Source organism: Anatilimnocola floriformis (assembly GCF_024256385.1).
In the GTDB taxonomy this organism is placed as follows: Bacteria; Planctomycetota; Planctomycetia; order Pirellulales; family Pirellulaceae; genus Anatilimnocola; species Anatilimnocola floriformis.
Genome location: NZ_JAMLFW010000001.1, coordinates 4,351,871 through 4,366,081, shown reverse-complemented (window position 1 = coordinate 4,366,081; position 14,211 = coordinate 4,351,871). Strand labels below are relative to the sequence as shown.

Here is a 14,211-nt window from a genome sequence, read left to right as displayed (position 1 = left end):
CCTTCGGCAGTCTGTCCAGCCTTGCAGTAACTCTTTTTGCTGAAATATCTTACGAATCGCCGATGTCGAGATTTCATCTCATCAAACGGGCTGGTTGGACGCGATACGCGGTATCAGCAACTGCTGCTGGCAACCCCGCCATGCCGCCTTCAGGGGAGCGTCGAGCCGAGGCTCTCAAATGCCAGTTGTCCTGTGCGTAAAGCCCGTTTCGTAAAGTCGCTAACAGCAAGTGATTTGGTTGACAACAGCGTGGTTGCCGTTACACTTGGCTTCGCTTCCTGTATGATTTTGTTAACCGGATGCACAGTTTGGTTAGCAGTTTGTTCAAACCCTTGAACATTTGAAGTATGTAAATCAGTGATCGCTGATTAGAGGAAGTGCTTCAGGCGGACTTGAAGCTCGCTGGTTCCAATGGCCCCCGGCTCGCAAGAGCTCCTGCAGCCAAGATGGACTGCCCATGAAACTTTCACGCACCGTCGCCTATGCGGTTCGAGCCACCCTGCAACTTGCTCAGTTGCAGGCCGAAGGGCCCGTTCCCTGCAGCCATTTGGCGTCGACCGGCAAGATGCCGGAACGGTTCCTGCTGCAAATTCTTCGCAACTTGGTTACCCACGGCATCCTCCGCTCCACTCGCGGAGTCGACGGTGGCTATGCCTTGGTTCGCCCCGCCGATCAAATCTCGCTGCTCGAAGTCATCGAAGCGATTGAAGGCCCGTACGATTCCACCCTGGAATTGGGGGACGGCGTGACCGACGACTCGCAAGCGCAGCTGCGCGATGCCTTTCAGCAGGTAACGACGAACACCCGCCACCAACTCGAAGCGATCAAGCTTTCGCAATTGCTCACCCCGCCGCCGTCAGCGGAATAACTCACAACCGCTCGGCATCCTTTGCTTCGCCCGTTCTCTGCGCTGCGCGCGAGACAACACTGCGTTCAATAAGTATCATTCACGCATATCGATGCGTGCTTGACGCTGGTCGGAGGTTTTATGCGCCGGTTGCTGCTGGTCTTGGTTTTTGCTTGGACATTTTCCGCGGCAGCTGCCGCCGGCGAGAACTGGCCGGGCTGGCGCGGCCCGCGCGGCGATGGTACGAGCCTCGAAGAGAATGTGCCGACGCACTGGAATGCGACGACGGGCGAGAACATCGCCTGGCAAACGCCGATTCCGGGTATCGGGCATGCTCAGCCAGTCATTTGGGGCGACCGGATTTTTCTCGTCGCGTGCGTGAACGATACCAAGGAACGAGTGGTCCTTTGTCTCGATCGTACGAGCGGCAAAATCCTCTGGCAGAAGACCGTCTTCACGGCGCCGCTGGAAAGCAAACACGCGCTGAATAGTTTTGCGTCGAGCACGCCGGTGACGGATGGCAAACTGGTGTTCGTTTCGTTTCTCGAGGTCGACGGCAGCACTGTACCCGCGCCGAATGTCGGTGGTGCGCCGCGGCCAATCACGCCCGGCAAGATGGTGGTCGCCGCATATGACTTTGAGGGGAATCAGAAGTGGATTGAACGGCCTGGCGAGTTCGTTAGCGCGCATGGATTTTGCTCGAGCCCAGTGTTGTTCGAAAACAATGTGATTGTGAACGGCGATCACGACGGCAAGAGCTATATCGTCGCGCTTGAGCAAGAGACCGGCAAAGTGGCCTGGAAGCAACCGCGGGCCAACGGCATTCGGAGCTACGTGACGCCGCTGATTCGCGAGATCGATGGCCGCACGCAGATGATCCTTTCCGGCAGCAAGCACATCATCAGCTTGAACCCCCGCGACGGCACGGAACATTGGAAGATCGAAGGGCCGACGGAGCAGTTCGTGGCGTCGATGGTTTTCGACGGCAAGTTGCTTTTCATGGCCGCTGGTTTTCCGACGTATCACGTCATGGGCATCCGCCCCGACGGCCGCGGCAACGTCACCGAAACACACGTCGCCTGGCATGCCACGAATGCCAAGTGCTACGTCCCCTCGCCGGTCGTCGTGGGCGATTACTTGATGGTGGCCGATGACCGCGGCACGGCGAACTGTTTTCTCACTGCCGATGGAGAGCGTTTGTGGCAGGAGCGGCTCGGCAAGGGTTTTAACAATTCACTGGTGACGGCGAACGGTCTCGCCTACCTGCTCGCCGATGATGGTCTGACGAAAGTGATCAAGCCGGGCGAGAAGCTCGACGTTGTCGCAGAAAACCCCTGCGGCGAACGTTGCTTCGCCTCACTCGCGATCTCGCAGGGACAAATCTTCCTTCGCGGCGAGAAGCATTTGTTTTGCATTGGGAAAAAGTAGGTTGTGCGATTGATGTCAGCGCCAACGATTTCTACATATTCCAGCCCGACGCCAACTCTCGTGTCAATTCATACGCCGAAACAACTCGGCAGCTGCGAGCATTTTGTCCGGCCCACAGTGGCGAAAAATCAGGCTTGCCTTGCGCTTCAGCGGCAGCGCGCAACGGTGAGAGTGCCGCGGCTGCCAGCGGAAAATCCGGGGCGGCCGCGTTCATCGGGCCGATCTCGCGCGGCAGGCGGCTGATGATGCCGCGCGCTGGTCTGCCCGTGAAAACATTCATCAGCGCGGTATGCCCCGCCGTTTCGCTTTGCAAGGCAGTGCGATGCAGCGGGGCAGTGGTTGCTTCGGGGCAAAACAGATACGCCGTGCCGACCTGAACACCGGCTGCGCCAAGCTCGCGCGCGGCGGCAACTCCCGCAGCATCGGCGATGCCGCCAGCCGCGATGACAGGCACCTTCACGGCGCGCACGATTTGCGGCACGAGTGCGAACGTGCCAACTTGTGTCGTGATGTCGCTCGTCAGGAACATGCCGCGATGGCCGCCTGCCTCGGCACCTTGTGCGATGATCGCGTCGACGCCGTGCTGCTCGAGCCAAGTCGCTTCGGCCACCATGGTTGCTGAGCTGATGATTTTCGCGCCGGCCTTTTTCACTCGCGCCAAGAGTTCCGGCGCAGGCAGGCCGAAGTGAAAGCTCACCACGGCTGGGCGGAATTCATCGAGCACATCCGCCATCTCGGCGCTGAACGGCGCGCGACTGGCCGTCGTGAAGGTTCCCTCAGGATCGATTCCATACTCGCGATAGAACGGCAACAGCACGTGTCGCCACGCTCGCTCGCGCTCGGCATCAGGCGTCGGCGGCTCATGGCAAAAGAAGTTGGCGTTGAACGGCTTGTCGGTTTGCTGACGGAGTTTTGCCAGCTCACCGCGCAGACCATCGGGCGTGAACATCGCGGCCGGGAATGAGCTGAGCCCTCCGGCGCTTGAGACTGCTGCGGCGAGGGCAACTCCCTGCGATCCCGCCATCGGGGCCTGAATAACCGGGAACTCGATCTGAAACAAGTCGGCGATATTCATTTCCGCATTATCGCCGATCGCGCGCTGCAAGTCACCGCGTGACTTGCCACGTTAGCGATAACCGCCGCCGCCACCTTGAATCTGCTGCAACGCCATGTAATTCGAAACGGTGAGTGAACCGAAGAGCATGGCAGGGAACAAACCGCCCTGGCCCATCACGGCGAGGAAGAAGATTACAGCTACGATGCCAGCTCCGATGCTGAGTTGCAATCCACGTACGAGCCCGCCGTAAGGATCCTGCAGCATGCAGAGTTGCATCGCCACTTGCCCGCCATCGAGTGGATAGACAGGAAGTAGATTCACAACGCCCCAGAAAATATTCACGTACAGCAGAATGTCGAGCACCATGGCAAGTTGTGGGCTGATCTGCGGGCCAACGCGAATGTCGAAGGTTGGAATGATTTTGTAGTACCAGGTTTGCACCACTTCGCCGCCGATCCCTTTGGCGAAAATAACCGCCAGCGCAGCAAGAATAAAACCCGCCGCCGGACCGGCCAGCGAAATGTAAATCTGCTCCTGCGCAGTCCGCCGTTCGCCGCGCGGATTGTACGACGAGGCGTACGGATTGCCCGAGCCTTCGATGGCCAAGCCGCCCATCATGTAAAGGACCACATGCGCCTCGCGGCCGAAGCGGCGGATCATCAGGGCATGGCCCAGTTCATGGACTAAAATCGAGACGAAGAAGACCGCCGTGACAATCAAGATGCCCTTGGCGTCGTAGTCGCGCCCCATCAACAAGCACATCAGCCAGAAGAGCGGATGAACGCGCACAGGGAAACCGAGGATCGAAAAATTCAAATCCCAGGGAGTGCGATTGGGTTCAACGAGTAACACAGCGCGAGCAGCTCCAGCGCGATCGATTCCAAAAGGGAATTAGGTCGCGTCCTTTATATCACGCAGTGACAGTGCGCGGAATTTACTGCCGGGCAATCACGCGGTGGAAATGAAGTTGCACTTCGCGATCGACAACGCGGCGCACGCCTTCGACGAGGCAACGTGGTTCGTTGTCCTCTTGGCCGATGCGGACGATTTCGTCGAGCTTCATGCCGTGCGGCACGGTGAATGTCGATTGATGAATCGTTTGATTGCCGGCGTCGAGTTCGGGGACGATGAAGTGGCAAGTCGCGCCGTAAGTCAGCATCCGGCCTGCATAGGCATCGTGATACGGCCGCAGACCTGGAAAGCTCGGCAGCAGGCCGTGATGCAAATTAATGATTCGGCCGCCGGCGTACTTCCAGCAACTGCCGGCTGGTAGCACGCGCATGTAACGAGCGAGAATCACGTAATCGACGTTGTAGCGATCGAGCACACCGATCATCTGATCGTCGTTGGCCCGGCCATCGCTTTCGCCGATGCTTTCCCACGGCACATTGAATTGCTCGGCAATGCCTCGGCAGTTCGCGCGATTGCCGATCATCACGGCGACTTCCGCTTTGATCACGCCGTCGCGCACGGCGCGCAAGAGCGCCAGCGGTGGTTCGGTGCGATAAGTAACGCAGATCGCGAGGCGCGGCTTGGCGGCTCGTTCTTCCGGCGACCACACGCGGACGCTTAATTTTGTTTCACCGCCAATCGCTTCTAAGGCGGAACGAATTTCGCTCAGCTTGGCTTTGGGCAGATGCACGCGCACCATCATCGCGAAGAGGGCTTCTTCGTCGTGGTCGTACATCTGGATCTCGGCGATATTCGCGCCCTGACCGGTCAGGTAGTGAATGATCGGATCGGCCAAGCGAACGTTGTCGGGGCCGACGGCAGTAACGACGATTTGCATAAGGAGAGTAATTCTACAGGCCGCGGCCTGGCTTAGCGCGGGGCCGAGGGCATGTTGACGGTGGTCGTGCGTTCGCGGGTGATCGGCTTGGTGTTGCGCTTGCTGCGGAGCTCGACCTGGAACGTATGCATGCCGGGCTTGGCTCCTTCCACTTCGATCTGCAGTGTCGGCAGTTCTTCGCGAGCACGGACCAGCGCGATCGGCGTGAGCGTGACCACGCCAGCCGTGGCATCTTGCAGTTGAAAGATTTTTTGATCGCCGCTGACAAGTCGTTTGAATTTCAAGCCGTCCGGCAGGACGAGTGTGATCTGCAAATTATCATCCGCGCCGCTGGCGTCGTTCTTGATGCGAACTAGGTAGCGCGTCGTGCCGCCTTGCGGAATCGGATTCGCCGATTGGCTGAGCGATACTTCGAGGTTGCCGGCTGGTAAGGTTGTCTCGCGTGGTGGTTGACGCGGGGTATCTACACGCGGTTGCGGCACTTGTGGCATCGGCATCGGGCTTTCGCCCATCGGCATTGGCATCGGTACCGGCACCGGAGCAGCGCGACCGCCGCCGGTGATCGTGATATTCACCTGCCGCGTTTCTGGCTGGCCATTCTCGGGCGTGACTGTGATCTGAGCAAAGGCTCGGTCATCGGCGGCGACACCGCGCAGATTCAACTGACGACTCTGCACTGCGCCGGCCGCGAGTTGATCGATGGTCCAAGTCAACGTGCGGCGAGCTTCATCCACCTGATGGCCGGGCGTCGCGCGATCGGCGGCAAAGTTCGGGCTGTAGCTGATGCTGAGCTTTGCGTTGCGAGCGAGCGAACCGCCGACGTTGGTCACTTCGGCAATGAGTTCGCCCGTTTCACCAACTTTCACTTGCTGCGGTTGCGACAAGCGTAGCTGTAAACGCGCCGGTTGAATTTGCGATTGAATGCCCGTGACGACGCCGCGGGCCGTAGCCGATTGATTGCCATCGGCGGTGACGTCGAGTCGATGCGAATGCTGGCCGGGGCGAGTGACGATGAACGTCACGGCCGGTGAACTGATCTTTTGGCCGGGCTGGATATCGCCGATGGTCTTCACGATCGGGCTCGATTGGCCGTCGGCGTGAACGAGTTCGGCGGGGAAGCGGTCGGTGAGCGTGACATTCCGCAGCACTTCGCTGCCAGTGTTCGTGATTTCGATTTGGAAGGTGGCTCGCTTGCCGACTTCAACGGCATCGGGCCCATTCATCCGCACCGCGAGTGCCTGGCGGAAGACCCGCGTTGCTGCAGTTCCTTCGGCTTTCAAGTTGCCATCGCTGGTCACTGCCATGAAGGTCGAACGCAGATCGCCATCGACGGCGGCCCGGCAATTCACTTTCACCGAGGCCCGACCGCGAGCTTGCAGATCGCCGATACGCCATTCCAAGCGGTTGCCATACATTTCTGCCGACGGGCTGCTATTCAGCACGGTCACATTCGACGGTGGTGTGAATTTCAGGACGACACCCTGCGTAGCCTGGTCGCCCGTGTTGTTGACGGCGACTTCGTAGCTGAGCAAACCATCGCCAGGAATCGTCGTCGGACCCACGGCGGAAACACTCAAGCCCGGCGCCGACCAACTCACGCTAGTGGTGCTTTGACCGACGATCATGTCGGGCAGATCGCCGCTGGCGGGACGCAGAATTTGCACTCGCACCGTAGTGATGCCCGCTGAGTTCGTTCGCGGCATGAGATCGGCTACGGCGACTCCGTTTGAGTCGGTGCGTACATCAACAACGCGAGCGTTGCCGCCGCCGAAGTTGGCTTCCGGGCCGTCGAGCACTTCATAACGCACGATCCAACCGGCGACGGCTGGACCGCCCGAACGTTTGACGACGGTTCGCAACTGATGTCCCGTACGACTGCCAATCGTAGCGACGGCGCACGGCGGGAAATTCCAAACGGCATCGACCCAATAGATGGTGGCTTGAGCACGACGGCGGTCGAAGTTGTGTTCCTTCGGCGACCAGACTGTGACGTACGAAGCGCCTTCCTTCGGCGACGTCACGCTGATCCAGCTTTGACCTTTTTGCAGTTGAATGTCGTCACTTGGGTCTTTCGTGCCGCGGTCAACGCATTGCGAAATGGTCGAGGTGTGCGCTAGGGCGTATTGCGGTGTGACTTTCTGCGGCGAGTTGCGCAGAAAGTACGAAGCGTGGTGCGGGCTTTCTTGTCCGATGGCGACGATCTGTCCGGCGCCGTCTTGCGCGAGCATCCATTCGATGGGCTGCCGCATGACGAGGTAGCCGTCGGTGCCGCAGATGCCTGCCGTCAGGACGACTTCGCTGCCGACGGGGGCGACGATGCGGTTGGGAGTGATTTTGAGTTGCGGGCCGTTGTCGCAGCTATTGGCGGGGAGCGGCGCTGCGCACTGTTGCACCGGCAGCGGTGTCGGCTGAACCTGGCAAGGTCGCGGCGTGGGAACCGGAGCGGCGCAAGCGGCCGGCGTCATCGGCACGGCAATGATGGCCGGCGGCGGAGGCGGAGCAACTACCAGCGGCGGCGGCTGACCACAGCCAGCCGGGCCAACCACGAGGCCTCCCGCAGGCGGAACCACGGGTGCCGGGCCTGGCGCCGGTTGTTGATGATGGGCCAGCAGCGGGCAGTCTTTCACACTCGCCAGCTGCGTCGTACCGGCAAAAACGCGTTCGCCGGTGCGATCAAAGGCCGGAATCGCACACCCACCCAGCGCGCAAAGGGCCGTGGCGGTCAGCACGCCGGCAAGCTTCGCGATGTGGAGTTGGGTTTTCACGGGATTTATCGCTGCGAATACGCAGGAGGCAAACTTTCCGGCCTGAATGCAGGCGGATTACGGCACACTAGAAACCTACCACGCAAATTGGCAACCTGAGGCGAAAAAGCAACCTGTTCTGCTGCCAAAACGCTGCAGGCAGGTGCCGATTGTGTCGACGATTTGCGAGATGAGGAGCGATATCACGAAACAGGTGGGCAGGTTGCAACGTCTAGTTCGTAGGGTGTAGTTTCCCTGCGCACGCAGCGGTCAAAAACATTCAAACGCAACAAATCCACCGCTCCGGGGGTAAATCCTGCTGGAGCTTTCCCCCGAGCCACTCCTATAATACCGCAATACGCTTTGGCTGGTTGCGAATAGCTATCATTCGCGGTTCAGGCGGAGCGCACGCACGATAGACTACTTTTCAACGCGAGGTCTTCGCCATGGAAGAGATCAAACGGCAAGTGAATCGGGCTCAGCGACGCCTGATTGGTCAGCAGTTTCTGTCGATCGTCGTTTGGTCCCTCTTCGCCACGCTGCTTCTCGCGGCGATCGGTCTGGCCATTCCCAAAATTTGGGTCATGCCCGTCAAAGCCGACGTTTGGAACTACAGCTGGCTCGGCAGCAGCGTTGCCGCGGGTTTGTTGATTGCCGGCGTGTGGACCTATCTCGTGCGCCGTACTTCGATTGATGCCGCCATCGAGCTCGACCGCCGGTTTGGTTTGAAGGAGCGCGTCAGCAGCACGCTCGCGCTGAATCAAGATGAAATGAAGACCGAGGTCGGCCAGGCTTTGGTTGCCGATGCGATTCGCAAAGTTGAACGGATCGATGTCCGCGAACAGTTCAAGATTCAACCGACGTGGCGATTCGCCCTGCCGATCATCCCAACCGCAGTGATTGCCGGTTTGTTGTTCCTGCCCAATGCTTCGCTCGAAAACAAAGCGGTGGCCGGCACGCAAACTCCCAAAGAACTCGCCGACGCGATCAAGAAGCAGGCCGTGAAGTTTAAGAACGCAGTTCGCAAAGAAGACAACAAGGTCAAGACTCCAGAAGAGCTCAAGAACGAAGAAGCGCTGAAGGAAATCGCCAAGAAGCTCGAAGAGCTGTCGAAGGAAAGCAACCTCGATAAGAAACAGGTGCAGGTCAAGCTGAACGACATGGTCAAGGATGTTCAGCAGAAGCAAAAGGAAATGGCCGGCGCTCAGGAAATGAAGAAGCAGCTCAACGGCCTGGGTAAGATCGAAAAAGGTCCGGCCGACAAGCTCGCCGACGCGCTGAAGAAGGGTGATTTTCAAGAAGCGAAGAAAGCCCTCGAAAAACTCAAAGACGATGTGAAGGCTGGCAACCTCAACGAGAAGGACAAAGAACAGATCGCCAAGCAGATGAACGAGATGAAAGAGAAGCTGCAGCAGATGGCAGCCGATCAGAAGGAAGCCCGCGAAAAGCTCGAGCAAGAGATTGCCAAGAAGCTGGAAAAGGGTGACCGCGAAGGAGCTGCCAAGCTGCAAGAGAAGCTCGACCAGATGAACAAAGAGGGCAAGAAGGCCGAGCAAATGCTCGAGCAACTCGCTCAGAAAATGGGGCAGTGCGCCGAGTGCATGAAGAAGGGTGGCGATCCGAAAGAAGCCGGCGAAAAGCTCGACCAACTCGCCAAGGCGATGAAAGAAGCCCAGGAACAACTCGACCAGATCGAAAACCTCGACGAAGTGCTCGACCAACTGGCCGAGTCGAAGAACCAGATGAATGGCAAGGAAGGTAAGGAAGGAAAAGGCAAGGACGGCGAGATGCAGGGCAACATGCGGTCGAGCATGCAAGGCAAGGGGAAGCGTCCCGGCCAAGGCATGGGTCGCGGCAAAGGCTCGGGCGATCGTCCGGAAGAAGAAGTGAAGACGAACACCTTCGACACGCAAGTTGCCGGACAAACGCAGAAGGGCGAATCGGTCCGCACCGGTGACGCCGGCGGCAAAAACATCAAGGGCCAAACGCTGAAAGAAGCCAAGGCCGAACTCGAAGCGGCTACGGCCCGCGATGCCGACGCGCTTGAGGAAGTGAATCTTCCGCGTGAACAGCGCGATCACACGAAGCAGTACTTCGAGAAGTTCCGCAAGGGTGAGTAGTTGCGATTGCCCGCCGAAAACTACTGGCCGTGGCGAGTTTCGCCCGGTGTGGTAGATTTCTGGCATGAATCTGCGACCACGCAGCGATAACTTTCCGCCCCTCAGCTTTCGCGGCCAGCTGCGCCCTTCGCAGGCCGCTGTCGTGAAAATCGCTGAGCAAAAGCTGGCCGATGGTGCGAAGCAGCTGCACATCGTCGCGCCTCCCGGCTCCGGCAAAACGATTCTCGGCCTGTATCTGTGGGCCGAATGCGTTCGTCAGCCAGCCGTCGTTCTCTCGCCCAATTCGGCCATCCAGGCTCAATGGGCCGCCAAGATCGATCAGTTCGCCTACGACGCGGGCGACGTGCCGAGCGACTGGATCAGCACGTCGTCGGAGAAGCCCGCGCTGCTCACGAGCCTGACGTATCAGGCTCTCACCATGCCCGGCCGCGGCAGTGACGATCTCGATGAACAGGCCCGCAATCTGTGGCTTGAGCGGCTGATCGGATCAGCACAAGCACAAACGCCCGAAGAAGCCCGCTATTGGCTGGCCGATCTGAAGAAGCACAACCGCGACTACTACGATCAACGTCTCGGCGCCTATCGCAAGCAAGCTCGTGACGCGATGGCCATCGCCGGCGATGCGCTGCAAACCTTGCACGTCTCGGCGCTCGACACGCTCGCCCGGCTGCGCGATCAGGGCATTGGCCTGGTGATTGTCGACGAATGTCATCACTTGCTCGGCCACTGGGGCCGCGTGCTCGAAGCCGCCCAAGACTTGCTCGCCGGCCCCATCGTCATTGCTCTCACCGCCACGCCCCCGGATCGCGACGGCAAGTTGCCCGCCGACGTGCAGCGCTACGATCGCTACCTCGGCGAGATCGATTACGAAGTCCCCGTGCCCGCCGTGGTGAAGGACGGCTTCCTCGCCCCTTACCAAGATCTTGCTTACTTCGTTCGTCCCGCACCCGATGAACTCTCCTTCATCGCCAACGCCGACGAGCAACTGCACACCATCGTCGAAGAACTCTGCCTGCCGCTCGACACGAGCGATTCGACCGTTGTCGCCGAAGAAAAATCAACCCGAAGCGCCAGCGAGAATGTCACAGCCCGTGGCGTAAGCCAGGGGGAACTGCCACCAGACCCCGACACCGAAAACGAATCAACTGACACGGAAGAAGAGCCCCCAGACGAAGACTTCATTTCCGTCAAATCTCCCGCCGCTAAAACCGACGCCACACCGCAACCACCCGCGCGCGAATCTCTCCCCGAATGGCTGCTGCGCATCCTGGTCGAAAAGCGACTTCCCACCGGCGTCGCCAAGGACTGGAATGCCTTTGCCAAACGCGATCCCGATCTGGCTTGGGCAGCCCGCATCTTCCTGCTGCGGCGACGAATCGCCCTGCCGCAAGATGTGCCGTTGCCAGAAGAGGATGTCTCGCCCGAGGAAGTTCCCGAGATGGAATGGCTCGCGCCCGTCTTGGATCGCTATGTTCGCCATCGGCTGCGGCGATCGAAGGACACTCGTGATCACGCGCTGGCCCAGCAGATCATTCAGCGTCTCCGCATGCTCGGCATTCAAATTACCGACACTGGTTGGCAGCCGTGTGCGTCGCCCGTCGGCCGTGTGATGGCTTATTCGAAGGCCAAGTGCGCTGCGATCCCGATCATTTTGAAAACAGAACATCAACTGCTCGGAGATAAACTCCGTGCTGTCGTGATCGCCGATTACGAAAAGACCTCGGCCACGGCGGGCAGCGTTGACAATCTGCTCGACGCCGAAGCCGGCGGCGCGATTGCGGCTTTCAAGTCGCTCACGAAAGATCCAGCGACCGATGCGCTCAATCCGGTGCTGCTGACCGGTTCCAGCGTGCTCGTTGATGACGACATCGGGCTCGATTTGAAAATCGCCTGCGAAGCCTGGCTCGACAAAGAAAAGTATCAGGTGGAACTGGAACTCGGCGAGGAAGAAGGCTTTCATGCGCTGCGCGGGCGCGGCAAGGATTGGACGCCGCGAGTCTATGTCGAGATGATCACCGAAATGTTTCAGCGCGGCATTTCGCGCTGCCTGGTCGGCACCCGCGGCTTGCTCGGTGAAGGTTGGGATGCAAACAAGATCAACTGCTTGATCGATCTCACCACCGTCACGACGTCGATGACGGTGAATCAATTGCGCGGCCGCTCGATTCGTCTCGATCCTGCTGAACCGCTGAAGGTGGCGAACAACTGGGATGTCGTGTGTCTCGCGCCGGAGTTCAGCAAGGGGCTCGACGACTATCGCCGTTTTCGACTCAAGCATCAGCGACTCTACGGGGTGACCGACGACGGCGCGGTCGAGAAAGGTGTCGGGCATGTGCATCCGGCGTTCACGCAGTTGCGGCCCGAAGGTCTCGAAGGATCCACGTCGCTTTTGAATGCAGAAATGCTCGAGCGCGCCGCGCGGCGGCAGACTTGTCGCAACCTCTGGCAAGTCGGCAAGCCATATCGCAATCAACCGCTGCGAACCCTCGAAGTCAAACTCTCGAAAGAGCCCGGCAGCGATGAGTTCCCGCCGTTCAAAGGTTCTAAGCAACCGTGGACCACACAGTCGCTCGCGCAAACCATCGGCCTGGCCGTGCTCAACTCACTCGTCGAGGCTCGCCTCTTTACCGATCCAGTGATTGCTTCCACGCCGCAAGCCGTAGAGCGCGTTGGCGGTTATGTGCGGGTCTTTCTCGAAGAAGCCAATGAAGAAGACAGCCGACTGTTCACACAAGCGTTGCACGAAGCGCTCGGCCCGCTGCATGAACCGCGCTACGTCATACCGCGGCAGATCGATCGCGTGGAGGCGACTTGGTTATCGCGATTGTTGCCATCGATTGTCGGCCAATACTTTCAGCGGCGGCAGCGCGAACAAGCAATGTTGCACGCCGTGCCAAGTGTCCTGGCGCGCAATAAAGAACTGGTTGCCATTTACGAGCGCTATTGGAACCAACACGTGAGTCCCGGCGAGGCGATTTTTGCCTTGCGCGGCAGCGGCGAAGATCTGTTGCAGTCAGCCCGGCAACAAGGACTCGCTCCGAGCGGGTTCATTCATGAGAAGGATGTCTTTTTGTAATCACGGCCCCGACGAATCGTCGTCCTGTGGCGGAGCATCTTCGTCGTAAGGACTATCGCGAAAGTTCCTGTGTGTTTTCAAGATGTCGTGCACACTAGCTCGCGCGTCTTCTCTAACTAATACGCGTAGATCCTTGTAGTCGTTGATCTGAATTACCAAGAAGTGATGAACGGCAGAGGTCGCAGGAAAAAGCGGAGCGAGGTTAACGCTCGAAATTTTCTGATCGAACCAAACTCGCTTCACGCCTGCCCAATCAAACTCGTGAGTGCGCGTGAGGGTTCGGTAGCGGAGCGTTGGCCCGATCTCTATCCACAGCACGGGAACGTTTATCGCGTAAATAAGACCAGCAATTTGGGCGATGCCAGCGAGTATCACGAAAGTCGTGGCCGACCCGGGGGAAGGTTGGCCATTGGCTTCCACGACATGGCAACAAACACGACTGCGAGCGGCGCGCCAGCGTGATTGAGATTGGAAAACCGGCGGTAGTCGGAATTGCCCGCTTTGTGCTGCGCAGTTGCAGGTGATTCATACGGATTGTCGTGAAGCATTGCGCACCGCAGGTTCCACTGGGGGCTTGCACCAGCGGGTTCATTCATGAGAAGGACGTCTTTTGGCAAGGCGTCGCTGGAGCGCACTAGAAGAGAGTTCGGCTGCGGATTGGCCGAGTAGTGCAGAAGCCTGTGCACCACCGCCGCAAGGGCGGTGGCGTTAGTCACGCAGGGTGCGAATTAGTGTTCGCCCAGCGGTTCTTTCTTTTCGGTGATCGACGGGCAGAGCGGGGCCTGTTCGGCGTTCAGTGCGATGAAGTCCTTTTGATCTTCCGGAACGTTGTCCTGGTGGAAGATGGCTTCGACGGGGCACTCGGGAACGCAGGCTTCACAGTCGATGCATTCATCGGGATGAATGTAGAGGATCTGATCGGCTTCGTAGAAACATTCGACCGGGCAGACAACGACGCAGTCGGTGTATTTGCAGCCGAAGCACGCGGCGCAGACAACGTGGGTCATGACTCAAACTCTCCTGCTGACTTATTGAAAATTCGGCGATTCACTAAGTGAAATCGAGGCAGTGATTACATCGGTTGATCGGCAATTTTGCTCGCCAGCGTAAGCAGCGGGCGGGAAAAACAGGCGATCAAAACCGCATTTGC

The 14,211-nt window shown here is 59.0% G+C and carries 9 protein-coding genes; 4 read left to right on the top strand and 5 right to left on the bottom strand.

Features of this window, described 5'->3' with window-relative positions; genetic code table 11:
* Positions 1-457 precede the first annotated feature (457 nt).
* Positions 458-868 carry an RrF2 family transcriptional regulator gene (locus M9Q49_RS16950; protein ID WP_254509991.1) on the top strand — a complete coding sequence of 137 codons (411 nt, stop codon included), beginning with the start codon at positions 458-460 and terminating at the stop codon, positions 866-868.
* A 120-nt stretch (positions 869-988) separates the two neighbouring features.
* Entirely contained in the window at positions 989-2,275 is a 1,287-nt protein-coding gene (locus M9Q49_RS16945) for an outer membrane protein assembly factor BamB family protein (RefSeq protein WP_254509990.1), read from the top strand.
* A gap of 31 nt (positions 2,276-2,306) precedes the next feature.
* Here the strand turns inward: M9Q49_RS16945 and M9Q49_RS16940 are convergent, their stop codons facing one another.
* The 4 genes from M9Q49_RS16940 to M9Q49_RS35775 form a co-directional block, all read right to left on the bottom strand.
* On the bottom strand, positions 2,307-3,350 hold the full coding sequence (locus M9Q49_RS16940; RefSeq protein ID WP_254509989.1) for an NAD(P)H-dependent flavin oxidoreductase: 1,044 nt from the start codon (positions 3,348-3,350) through the stop codon (positions 2,307-2,309).
* 51 nt (positions 3,351-3,401) lie between these two features.
* Positions 3,402-4,184 carry a metalloprotease gene (locus M9Q49_RS16935; protein WP_254509988.1) on the bottom strand — a complete coding sequence of 261 codons (783 nt, stop codon included), beginning with the start codon at positions 4,182-4,184 and terminating at the stop codon, positions 3,402-3,404.
* Positions 4,185-4,266: 82 nt separating this feature from the next.
* On the bottom strand, positions 4,267-5,121 hold the full coding sequence (locus tag M9Q49_RS16930) for a formyltetrahydrofolate deformylase (RefSeq protein WP_254509987.1): 855 nt from the start codon (positions 5,119-5,121) through the stop codon (positions 4,267-4,269).
* A 32-nt stretch (positions 5,122-5,153) separates the two neighbouring features.
* The gene (locus M9Q49_RS35775) at positions 5,154-7,886 is read right to left on the bottom strand and encodes a DUF11 domain-containing protein (protein WP_254509986.1); all 2,733 of its coding nucleotides are present in this window, start codon (positions 7,884-7,886) and stop codon (positions 5,154-5,156) included.
* A gap of 425 nt (positions 7,887-8,311) precedes the next feature.
* Between M9Q49_RS35775 and M9Q49_RS16920 the strand changes: the two genes are divergently transcribed.
* Together M9Q49_RS16920 and M9Q49_RS16915 are read left to right on the top strand one after the other, a co-directional pair.
* Positions 8,312-9,985, top strand: coding sequence for a hypothetical protein (locus tag M9Q49_RS16920; RefSeq protein ID WP_254509985.1), 1,674 nt, complete (start codon positions 8,312-8,314; stop codon positions 9,983-9,985).
* Between the two features lie 64 nt (positions 9,986-10,049).
* On the top strand, positions 10,050-13,061 hold the full coding sequence (locus tag M9Q49_RS16915) for a DEAD/DEAH box helicase (protein WP_254509984.1): 3,012 nt from the start codon (positions 10,050-10,052) through the stop codon (positions 13,059-13,061).
* 728 nt (positions 13,062-13,789) lie between these two features.
* On the opposite strand, the gene M9Q49_RS16910 is transcribed toward M9Q49_RS16915, so the two are convergent.
* A complete protein-coding gene (locus M9Q49_RS16910; protein WP_254509983.1) occupies positions 13,790-14,068 on the bottom strand; it encodes a ferredoxin family protein in 279 nt (92 codons plus the stop codon).
* Positions 14,069-14,211: the final 143 nt, after the last annotated feature.

Coding starts and splice junctions, on each gene's coding strand:
- M9Q49_RS16930 (WP_254509987.1), bottom strand. CDS start 5,121: ATGCAAATCGTCGTTACTGCCGTCGGCCCCGACAACGTTCGCTTGGCC.
- M9Q49_RS16940 (WP_254509989.1), bottom strand. CDS start 3,350: ATGAATATCGCCGACTTGTTTCAGATCGAGTTCCCGGTTATTCAGGCC.
- M9Q49_RS16920 (WP_254509985.1), top strand. CDS start 8,312: ATGGAAGAGATCAAACGGCAAGTGAATCGGGCTCAGCGACGCCTGATT.
- M9Q49_RS16910 (WP_254509983.1), bottom strand. CDS start 14,068: ATGACCCACGTTGTCTGCGCCGCGTGCTTCGGCTGCAAATACACCGAC.
- M9Q49_RS16950 (WP_254509991.1), top strand. CDS start 458: ATGAAACTTTCACGCACCGTCGCCTATGCGGTTCGAGCCACCCTGCAA.
- M9Q49_RS16945 (WP_254509990.1), top strand. CDS start 989: ATGCGCCGGTTGCTGCTGGTCTTGGTTTTTGCTTGGACATTTTCCGCG.
- M9Q49_RS16915 (WP_254509984.1), top strand. CDS start 10,050: ATGAATCTGCGACCACGCAGCGATAACTTTCCGCCCCTCAGCTTTCGC.